Genomic DNA, 21,159 nt, shown 5'->3' on the forward strand with positions numbered 1-21,159 from the left:
TTTTAATCAACATTTCAAGAAAAACTTAAAGAAACAATAGATTATAAAGATAAAAAAGAACGCCGAAGCGTTCTCTTTTTCGATCATTGGATCAATGACGTGCAGCTTTTTTGCCTTCATCAACCGCTTTAACAATTGGTGCTTTGACCAATGGCGTAGGTTGTTCAACCAAAGCAAGTGGAAGAATCTCATCGATGCTTTTCACTGCTTTAATTTCCAAACCATCTTTCACGTTCTGAGGAATTTCAGCTAAGTCACGAACGTTTTCTTGTGGGATAAACACCAGTTTAACGCCACCACGATGAGCTGCTAAAAGTTTCTCTTTTAAGCCACCAATACGCATTGCTCGGCCACCTAAGCTGGTTTCACCTGTCATTGCAATATCAGGACGAATTGCAATCCCGGTGAATGCCGAAACCAGAGCAGTGGTTAATGCCAAACCTGCAGATGGTCCATCTTTTGGTGTCGCACCTTCAGGTAAGTGAACGTGTACGTCAGTTTCTTCAAAACGAGAAGCTTCAATACCCAATTCATCAGCACGTGTACGAACCACAGTCATTGCCGCAGTAATCGATTCCTTCATTACATCGCCGAGTGAACCCGTGGTAATAAATTTACCTTTACCTTTTACAGCTGCAACTTCAATGGTTAGTAACTCACCACCGACAGAAGTCCATGCCAAGCCATTTACACGACCCACTTGAGCTTCTTCTTCCGCCATACCGTAATCAAACTTATGCACACCTAAATATTCAGGTAAGTTTTCAGCAGTGACATCAATATGTAAGTTTTTCGCTTTCTTACTGACTGATTCTTTCACCACTTTACGTGCAATCTTCGATACTTCACGTTCAAGGCTACGTACACCAGCTTCACGGGTATAACGACGTACAATGTCACGAATCGCTTCTTCATGAACAGTCAATTCTTTGCCACGCAAACCATTGTTCTTGATTGCTTTTGGAACAAGGTAACGATCTGCAATATTGACTTTTTCATCTTCGGTATAACCCGGCAAACGAATTACTTCCATACGGTCTAATAAAGCCTCAGGAATATTCATGCTGTTTGCAGTACAGATAAACATCACTTCAGACAAGTCAAGATCAAGATCTAAGTAGTGATCGTTAAACTTGTTGTTCTGTGATGGATCAAGTACTTCAAGCAGGGCAGAAGCTGGATCACCACGATAATCCTGTGCCATTTTGTCCACTTCGTCGAGCAAGAACAGTGGGTTTTTAACGCCAACTTTGGTCAACGACTGCACAATTTTACCCGGCATCGCGCCAATATAGGTACGACGATGACCACGAATTTCTGCTTCGTCACGGACACCACCGAGTGCCATACGAACAAATTCACGACCAGTTGCTTTGGCAATTGACTCCCCGAGTGAGGTTTTACCAACACCAGGAGGACCAACTAAACAAAGGATTGGACCACGAAGTTTTTTCACGCGTGATTGCACCGCAAGGTATTCAACAATACGTTCTTTAACTTCATCCAAACCATAGTGGTCTGTATCTAAAATTTCCTGAGCCTTGGCTAAGTTAATGCTGACTTTGCTGGCTTTATTCCAAGGCGTATCTAAAATCGCCTCGATATAGTTGCGTACAACAGCAGCCTCACTTGACGCAGGTTGCATGGCTTTGAGTTTACGGAATTCATTTTCAGCTTTTTTACGTACATGTTCAGGTAAATCAGCTTCCGCTAAACGTTTTTCAATTTCAGCAACATCATCTTCCGCACCACCATTCATATCGGAAAGTTCACGCTGAATGACTTTCATCTTCTCATTGAGGAAGTATTCGCGTTGGTTCTTTTCCATTTGGCGTTTTACAGAGTCATGCAATGTTTGCTCAATCTGTTGTTCTTCAGATTGTTGCAATAAATAAGTCATTAGCTCTTGTAAGTGTGCTTCAAACTCATCGTGCTCTAGGAATTTTTGTTTTACATCGATATTTAAAGGTACACGGGTTGCAACAAAGAACAACAATTGTAATAAATCGTCGATTTTATTTGCTGCTGCAATCAATTCACGTGCATTACGTAATTTGGCTTCTGCATACTGTGAAAACAGTGCACGTAATTCTTCTACACGTGTTGCTTGAGTATCTTTATCTACAGATATGGTCATTGGGCTTAATGCATGTTCAGCCGATAAGTATTCATCATTGTCGATGATTTCAACCAGCTTAGAACGATGTAAGCCTTCAATCAGTACCTTGATACAGTTTTCATCATTTTCATGATTCACAACTTGTACAATCTTTGCGACGGTACCATATTGATATAAGTTGTCGTGATCAATTTCTTCTGTAAGCGAATCTTTTTGCGCAACTACAAATACTAAATTGTCACTGTTACGAGCCACATCAACTGCATTGATCGATTTTTCACGACCCACAAATAGCGCAATTTGCATATGTGGGTACACAACCACGTCACGCAACGCTAAAAGCGGTAATACACTTGGAACCTGTGGCTCTAAGTTTTCTTGATTCATAATAATCTCAGACATGGGCACTCCTAATGAGTGACAACGGTGTTGCCATGTTTTTTATAGTGATGTGTATTTCAAAAATTACAAGGGCTTTGCCAAATAAAAAGTTTAAAAAATCGCAACTATTTGATTAACAAATAAACCTATTTGTATTTATTGGTCAATTTAACGGCGAAAATAATAGGTTTTTGCTGGGGTAATTAGGCTGTCTAAGTGCTGATCCCACGGATTTCTTTTAAGCTCGTGGGTGAGTAACTGGAAATCATGGGCTAAACCAAGCCGATGTGGGCGGTGTGTAGCTGATGCAAGCGTTCGATCATAGAAACCGCCTCCCATGCCCATACGGCTACCTTTTAAATCACAGGCCAATAAAGGCATGACCACCAGATCGAGTATTGAAATATGTTTAGCCCGACTTGCCATAGGTTCTAACATCCCAAGACGATGTAAAGAAAAGCGTCGATTGCGAAACTGCCGATTTGATATTTTGACCCAAACCAGTTTTTTGTTCATATTGCAGATCATGGGCAAATACACGGTTTTTCCAATCGCACAGCAATATTCGATAAGCAATTTGGTTTGAATTTCACCAAAAGCATCTAAATATAATCCGATTTTCTGCGCATTCAAAAAATGGCGATGGCGTAGCATCTGTTTAAAGCATTGCCGTTCAATCGTTGTGTGTTGATTACGGGTCAGCTTTTGTCGTTGTTGTCTTAAAGATCTACGCAGTTGTGAATTTTGATCCATGTTCTGAATGCTAAAACTAAACTGTTGCCAGTATACAATGAATTGATAAACAGCATTTATAAGGAAATGATCAAGATGTTATTTTGATTATCTTTTATTCATCAGAGTTTGCGATAAATGGGTGGTTTTAAGCTATTATTCTAATCGTTTGATAAAACAAGATTAAATATTGATGTTCTACATTTTAATTCCAGAGTATCTATTCTGACAAATGTAGGATTTTGCTCAGTCAATTGCAAATGAAAGCACTTCAATTAGGCTGAGAAGAAATTCACGTGAGTGATGATTATGGATAAGCACGAAAATAAACAGGAAAACACCATGCAAAGTCAGCTAAAACAACAATCTCATACCTTGTCACGACGGTTTGTTATCTCAATGCTCGCATTGGCAAGCAGTTTACCGCTGATGAGCTATGCCGCTCCAGCAGCACCAAAATTGGATCTTGAGTTATCTGCACATTCAAAAAATAAAATTAAGACCTTAATGAATGATCCAAAAGTTTGGCAACAGATTCCCAAAACAGTCACGCTGTGTGTGTATTCTCCTGATGGCGCCAATAGTGAAGCTTTTGAACAAGCGACCAGTTATATCAGTGAATTGCCACGAATTACACAGATTGCTAAGGAATTTGGGGTGGATATGAAAATTACCCGTCCAACCAAATTGTCGATGCATATTGATTTAAATTATCCAAAATTAAAGAAAACCGCATCTACGGATATTAATTTAAGAGTTTATACCGATGAGCGTGTATTGACTGAAGATTTCCGCAGTAAACGCTGTGATGGTGCTGGAATCAGTAACATTCGTGCACGTCAGTTTAATCCGTTTGTTGGCAGTATTGATGCCATTGGGGCAGTACAAAACTATAAGCAATTAACCACCGTGATCCAGTTACTAGCACGGCCTGAGTACGATGCAAAAATGGTCAATCGTGATTATGAAGTGGTGGGGATTGTTCCTTTAGGTGCTGCGTATATCATGGTCAATGATCGTCGTATTGATACTTTATCAAAAGCAGCAGGGAAAAAAGTGGCGGTCATGAACTTTGACGGTACTCAAAAGAAGTTGGTGCAAAATGTTGGTGCACAACCTGTTTCTGTTGATTTATTAACCGTGGGTGGAAAGTTTAATAACAAAGAAGTCGATATTATGGCGGGGCCTGCTTTGTTATTTAAGCCGTTAGAATTGAAAAAGGGCATGACCGATAAAAATGGCAATGTGGTCGGTGGCATTATTCGCTTTCCTTTGATACAGGTGACAGGCACATTAATCATGCATCGGAATAAGTTCCCCGCAGGTATGGGACCAATCGCACGAGAAATGATTTCTAAACAGCTCAGCCCCGCATTTCAGTTTGTCGATAAACTAGAGCGAGAAGTTCCGGATAAATATTGGTTTGATATTCGTGAAGCAGATAAACCGGGCTATATCAAGATTATGCGTGAAGCACGTATTCAGATGACCAAAGAAGGCTTCTATGACCCAACAATGATGAAAATTTTGAAAAAGGTTCGATGTGGTCAAACCCCAAGTAGTTTTGAATGTGCTTTAAATGATGAATGATTGGGTTTTGCTCTTGTTTTGATGATGGATTAAGTCAAAAGCAAAATTACAAACAGCTGATGTTTTTGATTTGAATTAAAAGTTAAAGGAGCAAAATGATAGTTTATTTTGCTCCTTTTTTATTGCAAAGTTTAGGCAATGCTTTACTACTCTGTTAGATTAAATCCAAGATAAAGAAGATTAAAATTAAGATTTAAATGATGTTAAAAAAACCATTCAAACTCTTGTTACTGACAGTGTTGTTTTGCGTTAATTCGATATATGCCGCAGAGTATCAGACAGGAGATATTATTTTTCATAGCTCTAAATCAACACAAAGTCTTGTGATCCAAAAAGCCACCCATTCGCCATATAGCCACATGGGAATGATCGTAATGAAACAAGGTCAAGCTTTGGTTTTGGAGGCGATTCAGCCTGTGAAATATACGCCGCTTCAACAATGGATCAATCGTGGTGTAAATAAAGCCTATGTCGTAAAGCGTTATCAACCTCAATTGACTGCTGAGCAACAACACAAGTTAGTCAAACAGGCCGAGACTTATTTAAATAAACCCTATGATGTTTATTTTGAATGGAATGATGACGCAATTTATTGCTCTGAAATTGTATGGAAAGCTTATCAATATGCTTTAGGAATAGAATTGGCGCCCTTGGAAAAATTACAAAGTTTTGATCTCACAGATCGAAGTGTTAAAGCACTTATGCAACAACGCTATGGACAGCATATTCCATTGCGAGAAACTGTGATTGCGCCAAGTGCAATTTTTAATTCAAAGAAATTGAAAATGGTTGACTCGGTTGCTGGCTTGAATTGATTGAAAATATAGCAGACATAAAAAAACCTGAGTCATGATGCTCAGGTTTTTTATAAGAAGCGGTATATACATACATTCTTGAATGTGGCGACCCTACGGGGATTCGAACCCCGGTTACCGCCGTGAAAGGGCGATGTCCTAGGCCTCTAGACGATAGGGTCAATAAATTGAGGCAGACACTTGAAACTAAACCATTAAATTAATGGCGACCCTACGGGGATTCGAACCCCGGTTACCGCCGTGAAAGGGCGATGTCCTAGGCCTCTAGACGATAGGGTCGTTTCAGAGGTGGGCGTATATTAGGGCGAATACCGGCAGGTGTCAAACTTTTTTCCACAATAAAAACTGAAATTGCGTTTATATGGATAAAAACAAAGCAATATGAGCAAAGTGGTTAAAATTAAGACCATTATTACGGCTTGGGGTACAGAATGGGATCTAAAATATTTTGAATCACCGCAGGATGTTGTAAATAGCCTGCGATTTGATGAGGAGTATGAATAAACGTTGAAATCGCGGTATTTAAAATTGCGGGTTGAAAGTCAAAGGGTGCATTGATCAACGGAAAAGCGGTTAAAAAATCATCTGGTGAATAGAAATTATGCCAATCACCATTTAGACAATTTGGTCTTTTGATTGGTGGTGTTAGTTTAGATTGAATCACTTTAAAGGCGAGTGGTGAGCCTAAGGTAATAAAGCGTTGTATCTGGTAGTTTGCTTGCAGCTGTTGTAACAGATTATAGGCAATCACGGTTCCTAACGAATGCGCAACAATAATATGCGGTTGATCGGGTTCTAAGCTGGCCAGTATCCGTTGATGCACTTCATCCATAAACTGAGGATTGGCGAGGTATAAATAAGTTTCGATCAGAAATTTATGAATCAGACTTTCATGAAGTTTTGGAAAATTATTTAAAATTAAAGAGAACTCTTTAAGCGCCTTATCTTTTAACAATTGCGAAGCCAAATACAAGCGTTTAGACAGTTTTAAGTCATGCTCAGGCATGAAGTAGGGCAGTATTGGAATTGCGGGAGCGACATTTAAAGTTGTCGTGGCTGGCGTTGTTGTATGTTTATGAAAGTGGAAGTTTACCCATGATTTAGGCAGAAAGCTTTCTAAGTCAAAGCGATTGCTTAATTGGTGTTTGCTGATTAAATCGCCATAAAAAGCCAAGCGAATATCTAATTGTGCGGTTGAAATAGGCAGTTTAAGTTCATCGATTCCCTGTTGAAGAATATCAACCCAATGTTGCTTTAAACTCTCAGCATTATAATTCTGCTGGTTCATACCATGAATAAAAATAATCTTCATTGGGGGTTTTATAGATTGTTATGTTTAGCTATTAAATTACGAGTTTAAACTGATTTTGACTATCTATGAATGTACAAAAAGTGTAGCCAATGGCTACACTTTTTGTTTAGGCATGATCAGTTAGATCTTGTTTAGGGTTGTGATTGATCTTTATATAAAAATGCGTAGCTGATATAGCAAATGGCAATAAAGATTAAACAACAAATAAAGCCAACCACCATCTCAGGGTCAAATACCATACTGATACAGGTAATTAAACAGAAGATAAAACCTAAGATCGGCACAATTGGAAACAATGGCGCAGCAAAGCCTAATTCAGCTTTGGTATGACCTTGTTTGTACCATTGACGTCTAAAATTAAACTGGCTCAGACAAATACTCATCCACACCACAACCATGGTAAACGCAGCCACACCCAACAAGTTTTTAAAAATAGTTTCAGGTGCAAATTGCTCTGAAAGCAGACCAGGTAATGCACCGAACATGGTGACAATCACCGCAATATATGGAATACCGCGTGCATTGACCCTAGAAAATAATGCTGGAAGCTGTTTCTTGGCTGAGAGCGACCACATCATACGTGACGCTGCAAATAGCCCTGAGTTAGCCGCAGACAACAATGCAGTGATGATCACAAAACGGATAATGTCTTCTGCGTATGGAATACCAATATGATCAAATACGGTAACAAATGGGCTGCTACTGACCCCTTCAGCATGTAATCCTGCCATTTGGTGAGGTAGCAATGCACTAATGACAATGATCGTACCAACAAAGAAAATCAATAAACGCCAAATAGCAGTATTGATGGCTTTAGGCACATTTTTCGCAGGATCTTCAGTTTCACCCGCAGCAACGCCAATCAACTCCGTACCAGAGAAGGCAAAGTTCACGATTAACATGGTGGTGAAGATTGGGAATAGACCTTGTGGGAACCAGCCTTCATCGGTCAAATTACTAAATAATGGTGCTGAAGTATGTCCCTGATAATTTAAAATCCCAAAAATTGCCAAGAGACCAAAAAGAATAAAAGCGATTACCGTGATGACTTTAACCAAAGAGAGCCAGAACTCAGATTCGGCAAACCATTTGGTTGAGCTCATATTTAAGCCAAACACGATTGCTGCAAAAATCAGGGTCCATAACCACATCGAGATATGCGGAAACCATTCTTGCATTAACAAAGCCGCAGCAGTAAATTCAGTGCCTAGTGTTGCTGACCATGTTAGCCAATACAGCCAAGTAACGGTGTATCCTGTACCTGGACCAATGTATCGTTGTGCATAAGTACCAAACGAACCAGACTCAGGCATATGAACCGCAAGTTCACCTAAGCACAGCATCACCATATAGGCAATTACACCGCCGAGGATGTAAGAGATAATGGCACCAATCGGACCGGTTTGTGAGATTACTTCACCAGAACCTAAAAAAAGCCCTGTACCGATTGCACCACCAAGCGAAATCATCACCAAGTGACGAGTACTCATTGCTCGTTTGAGTGGTGAAGAATTAGATGATACCTGAGCATCATTTTGATTTGGTGATGACTGCATAAGCTTCAGATGGAAATAAAACAAGAAGCGCGCTATTTTAGCCCAATTCATAAATAGTGCAATGATTGAGTGTTGCTAATGCTCAATAAGCAATACTATAAATCACCGTGATTTTATGGTTTTTATAAATGAATATTTAAATCAATTATTTATATTTAACTCTGCTCTGATTATTTTAAATTAAAAATCCAGATTATTGATGAAAAAACAATCTTTTAAATATGAGGGGGTGGTAGTTTTTAACTGCTTTAAAATATGATAGATATAAAAAAGCCTGAGTCGTATTGCTCAGGCTTTTTTACGAGAAAGTTTTATGTTGGAAACAATCTCAAATATGGCGACCCTACGGGGATTCGAACCCCGGTTACCGCCGTGAAAGGGCGATGTCCTAGGCCTCTAGACGATAGGGTCGTAATGAGGTGATGCGTATATTAAGGATAAAAGATATTTTTGTCAAAATGGATTTATCGAAAAAGCGTCTAACTGATGAATCTATAAGCGAATCATCATGTATTTGTTTTTAATTTAGCCATAAAGCTATTTTTTGTTTTTTAGAAGAATCCAAATCAAATAAAAACGGCTTGATTCATATATGAATCACTTAAAAATTATGCTGTTGGTTAAAAGTCCAAAATAGAAAAGCCCATATGAATACGGGCTGATCAGTGATTTACAATGCGACTTAATTTTTCTGATGATAAAGCCAGTAATAAGTTGCATAACATACTGCCATAAACACTAAACAACCAATAAAGCCAGAAAGCATTTCCGGATCTGCTGCCATACTTAAACCGGTTGCGGTACAAGTGATAAAGCCAAGAATTGGTACAACGGGATACCATGGCGTTTTAAATTTTAAATCAGCCAGTGTTTTACCGCTGGCCAGCCATTTACGACGGAAATTAAACTGACTCCAGCAAATACTCATCCACACGATAACCATGGTAAATGCTGCCACACCGAGTAAGTTTTTAAAGATGACATCTGCGCCAAATTGCTCCGACAGTAAACCGGGTAAACCCCCAATCATGGTCACAAAAATTGCAACAACAGGGGTACCTGATTTGGTCAGTTTGGAAAAAACTCGAGGTAATTGTTTTTGAATTGAAAGCGCCCACATCATACGAGATGCAGCATATAGGCCTGAATTTGCAGTGGACAAAAGTGCTGTAATGATCACAAAACGCATGATGTCTTCTGCGTAAGGAATTCCAATCAAGTTAAAAACAGAAACAAAGGGACTATTACTGATCCCTTCACCATGCGCGGCTAGGCCAGCATCTTGATAGGGCAATAATGAACTGATGACAATAATGGTGCCGACAAAGAAAATCATTAACCGCCAAACCGCAGCATGAATTGCTTTTGGGACATTTTTTTCAGGATTTTCAGTTTCACCAGCCGCAATCCCAATCATCTCAGTACCATTAAAGGCAAAATTTACAATCAGCATGGTGGCAAAAATAGGAAATAAACCATTGGGTAACCAACCATGTGCGGTTAAATTACTGAATAAGGGTGCAGTTTCATGACCATGAAAGGGGATTAACCCAAATATTGCGGTTAGGCCGAGTAAGATAAATACCAATACCGTTGCAACTTTAACAAAAGACAACCAAAACTCTGACTCTGCAAAAAAGCGTGTTGAGGTTAGATTGGAAATCAAGACGGCAACAATAAAGACCAAGGTCCATAACCAGATGGAGGTTGTTGGAAACCATTCCTGCATCAGCATGGCTGCCGCTGTAAATTCAGTCCCCAAGGTGGCAGACCAGCCAAGCCAGTACATCCACGACACCATGTAACCTGTACCCGGTCCAATATTTTTAGCTGCAAAAGCACCAAAAGATCCAGTCACAGGTTGATTGACCGCAAGTTCGCCTAAGCACAGCATTACCATATAGGCAATTAAACCACCGATAATATAGGCAATCACTGCACCAATCGGCCCAGCTTGTGCAATCACTTCACCTGAACTTAAAAATAAGCCAGTACCAATCGCACCGCCTAATGACAACATGATCAGGTGGCGTTTGGTCATGGATCTTTTTAAGACAATAGTTTGCCCATCAGCGACAGTGTGCTGATTCGATTGATCAGGTGATTGCATATTTGATGTCATTGAACTTTAAAGAGATATTTTAGATTAAAATGCCAAAATTGACAAAATAAAATAAACCATCAGCTTCTAAAGTCTAAAGAAAAGGGATGAAATAAAATAATTGAATCAAGAAGATCAAAAAAAGAGAAAGAAATTATAAAAATAATTAGATGGCGACCCTACGGGGATTCGAACCCCGGTTACCGCCGTGAAAGGGCGATGTCCTAGGCCTCTAGACGATAGGGTCGTTTAGAAGATGGCGATATCTTATTGATCCGCCACCAAATTGTCAAGTAAGTGAGGTGCGAGTTTGTTCAAAATATAGCAAAACAGTTCAGCCGTCTTTTGAGTATCGTACAAGGCCGAGTGAGCCTCTTTACCATCGAACTCGATTCCAGCTTGAATACATGATTTAGCCAAAACAGTTTGACCAAACATGACCGCACTTAAAGTCACAGTATCAAATACAGAAAAACTATGAAAAGGGTTTTGATTTTTACTGCCAGTTCGCGCAATTGCAGCTCTTAGGAAGCCTAAATCAAAGTGGGCATTGTGTCCGACCAAGACCGCATGGGTACAATGTTGCTGACGACGCACTTCATTAACCGCCTTAAAAATACGCTTTAATGCTGTTTTCTCATCTTCAGCCATTGCCATACGCATTGGATTAAATGGATCTACACCAATAAAATCCAAAGAACGACGATCTAAATTTGCACCTTCAAAAGGATTGATGTGTGCATGATGTGCTTCACCTGGAACAAATTTTCCTTCAGCATCATACACAATGGGGATGCATGCGATTTCAAGCAATGCATCGGTATCTGCATTAAAACCTGCTGTTTCAACGTCAACCACAACGGGTAAAAAACCACGAAAGCGTTGTCCAATCACAGGTAATGTTTCAGTTGTCACACCTTTCTCCATTGGATGGTTTTTCCAGCATAAAGTGGAATAATGTGTTCACCATCCAAATAATCTAAACTTTCAGGGATTACCTGATCTTCTTTCACAAGGGTAATCTTATTTGTGTTGCGAGGCAAACCATAGAAGTCAGCACCAAACATACTAGCAAAACCTTCTAGGCGTTCGATTTTGTTGACTTGATCAAAAGCCTGAGCATAAAGCTCAATTGCTGTAGGTGCACTATAGCAACCTGCACAACCACATGCATTTTCTTTGGCATTTTTAGAATGTGGCGCACTGTCAGTACCCAAGAAAAACTTAGGGCTACCGCTTGTGGCAACTTCAAGTAGAGTTTGTTGATGAGTTTGACGCTTTAAAATCGGTAAACAATAAAAGTGCGGTTTTATACCACCGACCAACATATCATTACGGTTAAACAGTAAATGTTGTGGTGTGATCGTCGCAGCAACATTGCGATCTTGTTCAAGCACAAAATGCGCGGCTTCACTGGTGGTAATATGTTCTAACACCAATTTTAATTGCGGAAATTGTTTAAGTAACGGTGAAAGTACTTCGTCTAAAAAGCGTTTTTCACGGTCAAAAATATCTACATGCTGATGAGTAACTTCACCATGTAATAGTAATGGCACTTGATGTTCTTCAAGCTGTTCAATCACTGCATAGACTTTACGAATGTCACTGACACCATTATCCGAGTTGGTTGTTGCACCAGCAGGATAGAGTTTAATTGCATTGACGAATTGAGACTCTTTGATTTTGCGAACTTCATCTGGAGAAGTATGGTCGGTAAAATACAGTACCATACGTGGGTCAAAATCAACCCCTTCAGGGACATGTGCCATAATACGGTCACGATAAGCATTCGCTTCATCTACAGTTTTCACAGGTGGAACGAGGTTCGGCATACAAATCGCACGGGCAAATTGTTTGGCTAGATCTGGAACTGTACGTTTTAAGGCAAGACCATCACGCAGGTGGGCATGCCAGTCATCTGGCTGAAGCAAAGTGATCGTATTCAAGGCAATTCTTACTGACAAAATAAATGAGATGATAATCTATAACACTTTAAAATGATAACAGCTATTTCTAATCAATAATTCAAATTAAATGATTAAAAACAAATCTAAAGCTTATATTTTGTTCGGATTGGTCATGTGTGTGTCATGATTGAGTGCTAATGCTGAATAGAAAATCTACAACTGTATAACATAGCAATGATTTTCAATTGCTTAATTTGAATTTATTTTAAAATTACCGTTTTTAAATGATTAAATAGTCAAAATGTACTATTGCATATTTTTCTTAAAAAATGATAATAAAGTCATACAAAGATAAACTTCCAGCATACATAATTTTCATTTTATGAATAAACACGCTATTGATCTTATACAATTGTGTTTAAAGCCTTGAGAATATAAATGATCGTTCAAGGTGTGTGTGACGTCGCTTTTATTGTTTGAGATCAGTATACTATGTGTCTGTAATACAATAGTTTATTAGATAAGTACATCAATTATAATATTGAGTTAATAGAGAGCTTTATATGGGCAAGTTTCTGCCAAACCTGATTTGCATCATGTGTCTTGTGGGTTTAAATATTCAAAGTCAAATTTTTGCCAAACAAAATGTTAAAGCTGATAAAAGTCAAGAAGCGATAAAAGCGGACTTAAAACAAGATTGGTCAGTCAATAGTATCAATACCGCCAATTGGTCTGAAAATATTGGCAGAGGGCAATTCCCCGTTTATGCCCGTGCACAAGTGATGCTCAATAATTTACATGCTTCGCCAGGGCCAATCGATGGTAAAAGTGGCAAGAACTTTTTAAAAGCACTTGCTGCGTATCAACAGATTAAAAGTTTACCGATTAGTGGTGAACTGGATAAACAGACTTGGGACAGTTTGTTAAAAAATCAAAAATCCGCTGCGTTTGGAACTTATCAAATTACTGCAGCGGATATTAAAGGGCCTTATGCCAAATCAATTCCGCGAAATTATGCCCAACAAGCAAAAATGCCGGGTCTGTATTACACCCGTGTGACTGAAATGTTAGGTGAAAAGTTTCATATTGATGAAGACTTTCTTAAACAACTCAATCCAAAAGCTAACTTTAAAAAAGTAGGCGAAACCATCAATGTACCGATTGTACGCAATGATTTGCCTGAAGGTGTGGCCTTAATTATTGCACATAAGCCTGCTCGACAACTTTATTTATACAATAGTGCAAATCAAATGATTGCATCTTTTCCTGCCACAATTGGGGGTTCTGGTACACCATCCCCGAAAGGGACGCACAAGGTCATTAAAGTTGCCGCAAACCCTGTCTATGGTTATAACCCGAAAAACTTTGTTCAAGGGAGCAACCGTCAAAAGCTGGCATTACCGCCTGGTCCAAATGGTCCTGTTGGCAATATGTGGATTGCTTTAAGTAAACCGACATTTGGTATTCATGGTACGCCGAATCCTTCATTAATTTCAAAGACCGCTTCTCATGGTTGTATTCGTTTGACCAATTGGGATGCCAATGATTTAGGTCGTAAGGTTCAACCGGGGACTGTGGTTAAGTTCTTAGATTAATCCCGTTGTATATCCGAAAAGGCTGAGTAGTTTAAAAGAGCGCTCAGCCTTTTTTATTGTATTGATAAGATTTTGCTACTGTAAATATTAAACTTATACACAACATACTGAATTTATTGGTTATGATCAATTTAACTTCACCATGTCAAAAAAATTGAAATCTTTATGGGTACAGAAAAAAAATTATCTACTCAAGAAGTCATTAGACTTGAACGAGATTTGGCTAAATTTGCCAATATGATGGATTCAGTGGTGCGTATTCCATTTACCAAACAAGGGGTAGGGGCAGATGCAGCACTCAGTACCATACCGATTGCTGGTGATGTCGCGGGTTTTGTGTTGACCTGTTATGCGGTTTATAAAGCCAAACAGATTGGCGTGCCTCAAGCAAAGCTCAACGGGGTATTAAAATTGGCTGTGATTGACGGCGTTGTGGGGTGTATACCGATCGCTGGAACTTTATTTGATATTTTTATTCGGCCCAGTCGTAGAGCTTTAGACGTTGTACATGACCATATTCAAGAAGAATATCAAATTTATAGCGATGATCATGTGGTTCATCCATTTTTACATGAGAAGCTAGAACAAAAGCAACAGCATTCAGCATTTTGGCGTAATCCTGTCATTGCTTGGATTTGGATTCATATTCCCGATATTTTAGGCTTGATTGTTTTGATCCTGATTGGACTTGCAATGTGGTTTGGCGTAAATATGTTATGGGATTGGTATCAAAACTATCGTGCATAGATTCCAACATTGAATTGATTTGGAAATGTAGATATTAAAATACAGAGGTGATCATGCAAGATTATATTTCGGCAAACCTTCCTGCTATTGATTTTGATCATACTCGTAAATTTTATGCATTCTTAGGTTTTCAGTGTGATTATCAGTCCGCAGAATGGATGATCTTAAGTAAGGACAGTTTGCTGGTTGAGTTTTTCCATCACCCCAATTTAAATCCAAAAGAATCATGGTTTAGTGCCTGCTTAAGAACACATGTCTTACAAGATCTGTTTCATTTTTGGAAAGGCTTAGATTGGGCACAATTCCCAGAAGCACGAATAACAGAAATCCAGTATCTCGAAGAAATTGATATGTTTTGTGTGATTGATCCGAATGGAAGTTTAATCCGTTGTATCCAATTAGATTAATTCCTCAAATTGGTATTGGTATTGGTATTGGTATTGGTATTGAAAGAAAGATAGTAAATAAATAAGAAAGATAGCAATTGCAGGTTAAATATCGAACAAGCAAAAATTAAGAATATGATGTACCCATAAACAAAGCCTCCATATTGGAGGCTTTGTTTTTCTATTAGATCACTGCGATTGAGCGAGCGTGTATAGATTAAGGCAAATTAAGTTGACGTAAAGCGGCAACACGTTGCTCGATGCTTGGGTGAGTTTGGAATAAAGCAGCCAAACTAAAACCTTGCTCTTTACCTTCTGCGATCGCAAAAGCTTTCATTTCTTTTGGCATTTGATCTGGCATTTCAGATTCAGCCTGTAGACGCAATAAAGCGGAAATCATGGCTTCTTTACCTGCAAGTTGAGCACCAGCTTCATCTGCACGGTATTCACGATAGCGAGAGAACCACATTACGATTGCCGAAGCCAATATACCGAAGACGATATCAAGCACGATGGTAATTGCAAAATAAGCCAATCCAGGCGCTTCACCATCTTGACGACCAAAGACATTACGGTCAATAAAATCACCAACCACACGGGCAAAGAACATTACAAAGGCGTTCACTACACCTTGAATAAGGGATAATGTGACCATGTCACCATTGGCAACGTGACCAATCTCATGCGCAAGTACGGCACGCAATTCATCTTTGTTCATGCGTTCGAGCAAACCTGTTGAAACCGATACCAGCGCATCGTTTTTGTTCCAACCTGTAGCAAATGCATTGGATTGATAAGATGGGAAAATACCAACATCTGGCATTTGAATACCAGCACGTTGTGAAAGTTGAGCAACCTCTTGTAATAACCAAACTTCGGCTTGGTTACGAGGAGCATTCGGGTCGATTAATTCAGTACCTGTGGTTTTTAGCGCCATCCATTTGGACATAAATAGGGAGATTAAAGAACCTACCATACCAAACACTAAACAGATGACCATCAGGTTGCCTAATTTAAGACCGCCAGCGCCGTAGTAACTACCAACACCTAATAATGATAGGATAATGCCAGCTACAACCAGTACCGCGAGGTTGGTTAGCAAAAACAAACCAATCCGCATCATGGAGAGAATCCTCTTATAAATAATAAATAATATGACGTATTAAATAAATCATGAAATTCAATATGAGGTTTAGATGATTAAAATTCAAGAATAATGGGAAAAATCTAGCGGGCAAAAAATAACAACTTCAAATGAAATGGATAGTGGATAAGCAATTTATTTAAAAAAATAGGCAAGTTAAAAAAAGATTCTCTGTATTAGAGAAAACATTATTTTTTTCAGCAATTTGTTGAAAATATGTAATTGCACAAATTAAGTGCATTATTTTCTATTTTAGCAACATAATTTTGGGGATATTAAGCGCTTAAGTGATTAGTTGCCAATGGTGATTTGTGCTGTCGCACTGGCATGTGCTGTTGAATAAGAACCCGCAGGAGCATCTGTGTAAGTCCCATCAGAAGCAATAATAATTGGTCGAGAACTATATTTTACGGGTTGAATATTTGAACTGTTGCTGATTTGTGGTGTCGGCTCGACTTGATTGGAGAAATCATTTTGATTTGATTGGGCAATGATCTGTCCAGTACTGGTTGAAGTGCCAAGATTATTTGCAGATAAATTTAAACCACCAGCATATAGGTTGTTTAAACGACTGGTGACACGTTTGACATAGTCTTGGGTTTCACGGAAGGGAGGAATACCGCCGTATTTGTCGACATTCCCTTCACCCGCATTATAAGCCGCTAAAGCTAAACTGGTATTGCCATTAAAGCGTTTCATTAACCAACTGAGATATTTGGCACCACCAAAAATATTTTGCTGTGGATCATAAGAATTAGACACATTGAAGCGACGAGCCGTTGCAGGCATCAGTTGCATTAAGCCTTGTGCACCGACAGGAGAACGGGCATTGGTATTAAAGCCAGACTCAGTATGCATTACTGCTTTGATTAAGCCTTCAGACACACCATGCGTCTGCGCAGCTTGGCGGATAATACTGTCAAAAGAGTTTTTACTTTTACTATAACTTGGCAGTACTGCAGATTCTGAGCTGCCCCAGTTGCTATAACTGTGAATATTACTGTCTTTATAATAAGTCACTTTGACTTTTTGCAGTGAACGATCCGAATTTTTGCGATTGGTCAGCAAGGTTGTCCCATTTTGGTCTTTGTAGAAATAAATTTGACCTGCAAATGTTTGCGATGTAAATGAAGCAAAGCTCATACACCCTAAAATAGACACTAGTGAACCCGTAATTAATTTTTTCATTTTGTAGTAATTAAAATATTTCCCCAATTTTTGGGAGTTTAACAAAGTTATTGAACAAGAAAAACTATGAATTGAGTTTTAACAATACAATCGCGAAAAAGCAAGTGCTATTTGTTGGCATATTAATCAAAAAAAATTTTATATTTTTTTTAAAATATATTTATTGACTATGCTAAACAATTGAAAAATATATATAAAACATAATGGTTAAAAAATGATCAATCTGAAGAGAATGCCCATCATTGCGTGAGAAAACTTTGTCAAGCCCCAAACAATCCACAATTTTATCCACAGGTTTTGTGGAAAACTGTGGAAAAGTCCAAAAGATAAGCACTTCGGCTAAAAAATGAACTGAGCCGTCTATTTTAAATGTGGAAATACGACAGGAAGATGACCAGATAAAAATTGATGCAAAATAAAAAAATCTTTAGATGCGGTTAACGTTCAAATCAGATAAAATTGCCCAGTATTTTTTTATGGGTTTATCTCGTCTATGTACTCGCCAGTTGAGTCCGAACAAGGATTTAATTTTAAACCAGAGCTTCCAACAAGTTCAGCTTATTATCGTCTTTTGAAAAAACTTCGTCGTCAAGTCGGCCATGCAATTCGTGACTTTAAAATGATTGAGGAAGGCGATAAGGTAATGGTCTGTGTTTCTGGTGGGAAAGACAGTTACACCTTGCTTGATATTTTGTTGCAATTTAAACGTATTGCACCGATCAACTTTGATGTTGTCGCAGTGAACTTGGATCAAAAGCAACCTGGTTTTCCTGAGGATGTGTTACCGAAATATTTGGAAGAAAATAATATTCCTTATTATATTTTGGAAAAAGACACCTATAGCATCACCAAACGTTTGACACCTGAAGGGAAAACTTACTGTGCAGTGTGTTCACGTTTACGCCGTGGTTCACTCTACGGTTTTGCGCAAGAGATTGGTGCGACCAAAGTGGCATTGGGTCATCATCGCGATGATATCATTGCAACGTTCTTCTTAAATCTATTCCATGGTGGTAGCTTAAAAGCGATGCCGCCAAAATTATTGTCTTCGGATAAAAAGAACATTTTGATTCGCCCTTTGGCTTATGTCGAAGAAAAAGACATCATCAAATATGCTGAAATTCGTAAATTCCCGATTATTCCATGTAACTTATGTGGTTCTCAGGAAAACTTACAACGCGCCATGTTAAACGACATGCTACGTGGTTGGGATAAACAATATCCAAAACGTTTGCACAGTATTTTTGGTGCATTACAGAATGTTTCACCATCACAATTGGCTGATCGTGATTTATTTGATTTTGAAAAATTGGATGAAGAACGTGAATTCGATATGAAATGTGATACGGAAGAAATGAAAAAACGTTTAGATGTTGTAAATCTTAGTTTTGCAGCAGATTGATCTTTTTTGCCAATTAAATGAACGAATCGGGCATTCATATTGAGATGAGTGCCTGATTTAAAAAAATAAAACGATAAAACCGATAAAACATGAACAGTCCGTACAAAAAACTTTAGCCCAAATTGAAATTATCATGCTATAACATTGGGCAAGCAAAACTGCTTCAACCTGATGTTGTCTGGATAGATAACACAATAAATTGAATAAATAATTTGAGGAATGAACATGCCTGCATTTTTAACTGATGATTGGTTTGCAAATGTTGAAAAATTAACTGCTGAAGCAGGTGATTTAAACTTACCACCAGCACTTTCAGGTTTAGCAATTAATTTGGTTGTTGCAGATGCAGATGGCAACACAGAGCTTGCTTTAGACGGCGGAAAAATCGTCAAAGGTAGTTCTGCAAATGCGAAAACAACATTGAACATGGATGCTGAAACACTTCGTAAAGTATTCTTAGAATTTGATATGGCTGCTGCAATGCAAGCATTTATGACAGGCAAAATCAAAGTTCAAGGTGATATGTCTCAATTGATGGCTTTACAAACAGCGAAGCCAAGCCAAGAGCAAAAAGATTTATTTAAGAAAGTATTAGAGCAAACTGCTTAATCCTTTTAAAATAAAAAAGCTTACCCGAGAGTAAGCTTTTTTATTGCCTGATTTTTACAAATCCAAGCGATTTAAAATACAGATTAAATTTCTAGTAATCGAGGTGTGGTCTTAATGTGTTCTAAATAAGCCCGAATACGTGTGACATACTGTACCGCTTGTTTATAACGACCATTACTTGCTTGATTACGTGTCAAATAATTATAAAGATTCATCCAGTCATTGGGATCTTTACCTTGTGCTTTGATGCGCTTTTGAATACCTTCAACTGCACCAGGGCCCATATTGTATGCAACCAAAGCATACCAGTGACGATCTGGATTACGAATATAAGAATAACGACTCAACATCATATCAAAATATTTTGCGCCGCCTTGAATACTCTGAGCGGGGTCACTACGATTACTAACACCCATTTCTTTGGCTGTGGTATTGGTCAACATCATCAAACCACGGACACCTGTGGGAGAAACAGAGTCTGGTTTTAAATATGATTCTTGATAACCAATTGCAGCAAGCAGGTGCCAATCTAAGCCATATTGCTGTGCAGAGCGCTTAAAGCTGGCTTTATAAATCGGTAGACGAGAACTTAAGTCACGTTGAATCACGTTCCAATCGTCTTTCTTGACGACATTACGATTATAAAATGAGGCAAGTTGCTGGGTTGAACCATTTTGTTTGCTTTGGCAAATGAAACCACTTGCTGTTGCTGTTAATGGATCTTCAGCTTGTTTAAATACCCAATTTAATTCTGGGTTTAAACCATTACTTTTTAAACTGTTAAAATCACCACAGCTTGCTGAAAATGAGGTTAAACGTTCTGCTTCGATGCTTTGCATATTTGCGGTGGTAATCGCAAAATTCGCCTTACCTTGAGCAACCATTTTCAATGCTGTTGCATTGTCAGAAACAGTTTTAAGCTCAAGTTTAACGTTTAAACTTTCAGCATAGTTATGGGCTAAGTCATAGCCGAAGCCATGCTTATAGTCTCCATCCTTAAACACGATGCTTGGATTGGAAACCGCAACTACAGTCAATTTACTCGAATTAACTACAGCATTGTATTGATTGTTCTTACTCGCATTAATACTAAAAGGAATTAATGCAGTGGATAAAACTAAAGTTTTGATTGGCAGCGCACGAAAAAATGAGTTAAGGCTAAGCCTCGACCCAGAGGTTGAACTACTGTGCATGTTGTCTCCGCTACAAGTAATTTATTGCCCTAAAAAGTAATAAGCACAAAAACGCTTAAAAACTTCTTATAGTTGGTAAATTCAATAAGGGTGGGCAGTCATGAACGTCATTCAAAAAATGACATGTGGGATAGAAAGATTTTGCAGAAAAACTACAAAATTAAAAAAATAAACTCATAAAACATGTGCGCATAATATAGGCGGTTTTTGGATCTGTCAAACTTTGTATGAAAAATGATCAATTTAAAATATTTAAGATAATGATTTTTAAAGGAATATTTTTTTAAAAATTGTAGGAATTTTAAAACTGAAATACGCTGCCAAAAACTGTAAGCAAATGTTCCAAATGTAAGTTAAGAATTACCACTTTTAAAAGGTTTTC

Annotated in this window: 17 protein-coding genes and 4 tRNA genes; 7 read left to right on the forward strand and 14 right to left on the reverse strand. The window is 38.4% G+C overall.

What is annotated here, in order from left to right; genetic code table 11:
- Positions 1-91: 91 nt before the first annotated feature.
- The gene (gene lon, locus M2R48_RS05195) at positions 92-2,521 is read right to left on the reverse strand and encodes an endopeptidase La (RefSeq protein WP_004722406.1); all 2,430 of its coding nucleotides are present in this window, start codon (positions 2,519-2,521) and stop codon (positions 92-94) included.
- 147 nt (positions 2,522-2,668) lie between these two features.
- Positions 2,669-3,253, reverse strand: coding sequence for a 5-formyltetrahydrofolate cyclo-ligase (locus tag M2R48_RS05200; RefSeq protein WP_262085305.1), 585 nt, complete (start codon positions 3,251-3,253; stop codon positions 2,669-2,671).
- 378 nt (positions 3,254-3,631) lie between these two features.
- On the opposite strand from M2R48_RS05200, the gene M2R48_RS05205 reads away from it, so the two are divergent.
- Positions 3,632-4,822: a putative solute-binding protein gene (locus tag M2R48_RS05205; protein ID WP_224965497.1), complete on the forward strand. Its 1,191-nt coding sequence runs from the start codon at positions 3,632-3,634 to the stop codon at positions 4,820-4,822.
- 200 nt (positions 4,823-5,022) lie between these two features.
- Entirely contained in the window at positions 5,023-5,637 is a 615-nt protein-coding gene (locus M2R48_RS05210) for a YiiX family permuted papain-like enzyme (RefSeq protein ID WP_262087448.1), read from the forward strand.
- Positions 5,638-5,722: 85 nt separating this feature from the next.
- Here M2R48_RS05210 and M2R48_RS05215 read toward each other — a convergent pair.
- The 9 genes from M2R48_RS05215 to pyrC all read right to left on the reverse strand — a co-directional run bounded on the left by M2R48_RS05215 (position 5,723) and on the right by pyrC (position 12,552).
- Positions 5,723-5,798 (reverse strand) — tRNA-Glu (locus M2R48_RS05215).
- Positions 5,799-5,840: 42 nt separating this feature from the next.
- Positions 5,841-5,916 (reverse strand) — tRNA-Glu (locus M2R48_RS05220).
- A gap of 133 nt (positions 5,917-6,049) precedes the next feature.
- Complete coding sequence (locus M2R48_RS05225; RefSeq protein ID WP_034618379.1) at positions 6,050-6,949, reverse strand: hypothetical protein; 900 nt, start codon at positions 6,947-6,949, stop codon at positions 6,050-6,052.
- Positions 6,950-7,080: 131 nt separating this feature from the next.
- Positions 7,081-8,505, reverse strand: a complete 1,425-nt coding sequence (locus M2R48_RS05230) for an amino acid permease (protein WP_034618380.1) — start codon at positions 8,503-8,505, stop codon at positions 7,081-7,083.
- Between the two features lie 335 nt (positions 8,506-8,840).
- Positions 8,841-8,916 (reverse strand) — tRNA-Glu (locus tag M2R48_RS05235).
- Positions 8,917-9,187: 271 nt separating this feature from the next.
- Positions 9,188-10,615: an amino acid permease gene (locus M2R48_RS05240; protein ID WP_262085306.1), complete on the reverse strand. Its 1,428-nt coding sequence runs from the start codon at positions 10,613-10,615 to the stop codon at positions 9,188-9,190.
- Between the two features lie 162 nt (positions 10,616-10,777).
- Positions 10,778-10,853 (reverse strand) — tRNA-Glu (locus M2R48_RS05245).
- 20 nt (positions 10,854-10,873) lie between these two features.
- Positions 10,874-11,533: a ribonuclease T gene (gene rnt, locus M2R48_RS05250; protein WP_004722393.1), complete on the reverse strand. Its 660-nt coding sequence runs from the start codon at positions 11,531-11,533 to the stop codon at positions 10,874-10,876.
- Positions 11,518-12,552, reverse strand: a complete 1,035-nt coding sequence (pyrC, locus tag M2R48_RS05255) for a dihydroorotase (RefSeq protein ID WP_096733465.1) — start codon at positions 12,550-12,552, stop codon at positions 11,518-11,520. The genes rnt and pyrC overlap by 16 nt, the downstream gene beginning before the upstream one ends.
- 524 nt (positions 12,553-13,076) lie before the next feature.
- Between pyrC and M2R48_RS05260 the strand changes: the two genes are divergently transcribed.
- The 3 genes from M2R48_RS05260 to M2R48_RS05270 all read left to right on the forward strand — a co-directional run bounded on the left by M2R48_RS05260 (position 13,077) and on the right by M2R48_RS05270 (position 15,262).
- Positions 13,077-14,108 carry a L,D-transpeptidase gene (locus M2R48_RS05260; protein WP_262085308.1) on the forward strand — a complete coding sequence of 344 codons (1,032 nt, stop codon included), beginning with the start codon at positions 13,077-13,079 and terminating at the stop codon, positions 14,106-14,108.
- A 165-nt stretch (positions 14,109-14,273) separates the two neighbouring features.
- A complete protein-coding gene (locus tag M2R48_RS05265) occupies positions 14,274-14,855 on the forward strand; it encodes a DUF4112 domain-containing protein (RefSeq protein ID WP_262085309.1) in 582 nt (193 codons plus the stop codon).
- Positions 14,856-14,908: 53 nt separating this feature from the next.
- Positions 14,909-15,262, forward strand: a complete 354-nt coding sequence (locus M2R48_RS05270) for a bleomycin resistance protein (protein ID WP_262085310.1) — start codon at positions 14,909-14,911, stop codon at positions 15,260-15,262.
- A 196-nt stretch (positions 15,263-15,458) separates the two neighbouring features.
- Here the strand turns inward: M2R48_RS05270 and htpX are convergent, their stop codons facing one another.
- On the reverse strand, positions 15,459-16,364 hold the full coding sequence (gene htpX, locus M2R48_RS05275) for a protease HtpX (RefSeq protein WP_004819720.1): 906 nt from the start codon (positions 16,362-16,364) through the stop codon (positions 15,459-15,461).
- Positions 16,365-16,676: 312 nt separating this feature from the next.
- Entirely contained in the window at positions 16,677-17,528 is an 852-nt protein-coding gene (locus M2R48_RS05280; protein WP_373868814.1) for a lytic transglycosylase domain-containing protein, read from the reverse strand.
- 538 nt (positions 17,529-18,066) lie between these two features.
- On the opposite strand from M2R48_RS05280, the gene ttcA reads away from it, so the two are divergent.
- Both ttcA and M2R48_RS05290 read left to right on the forward strand, forming a co-directional pair.
- A complete protein-coding gene (gene ttcA, locus M2R48_RS05285; protein WP_004722379.1) occupies positions 18,067-18,975 on the forward strand; it encodes a tRNA 2-thiocytidine(32) synthetase TtcA in 909 nt (302 codons plus the stop codon).
- A 225-nt stretch (positions 18,976-19,200) separates the two neighbouring features.
- A complete protein-coding gene (locus tag M2R48_RS05290; protein WP_004722377.1) occupies positions 19,201-19,584 on the forward strand; it encodes an SCP2 sterol-binding domain-containing protein in 384 nt (127 codons plus the stop codon).
- 83 nt (positions 19,585-19,667) lie between these two features.
- Here M2R48_RS05290 and M2R48_RS05295 read toward each other — a convergent pair whose 3' ends face one another.
- Complete coding sequence (locus tag M2R48_RS05295) at positions 19,668-20,777, reverse strand: transglycosylase SLT domain-containing protein (protein WP_004722376.1); 1,110 nt, start codon at positions 20,775-20,777, stop codon at positions 19,668-19,670.
- Positions 20,778-21,159: the final 382 nt, after the last annotated feature.

This window comes from Acinetobacter sp. I-MWF (assembly GCF_025433935.1).
GTDB lineage: Bacteria > Pseudomonadota > Gammaproteobacteria > Pseudomonadales > Moraxellaceae > Acinetobacter > Acinetobacter guillouiae.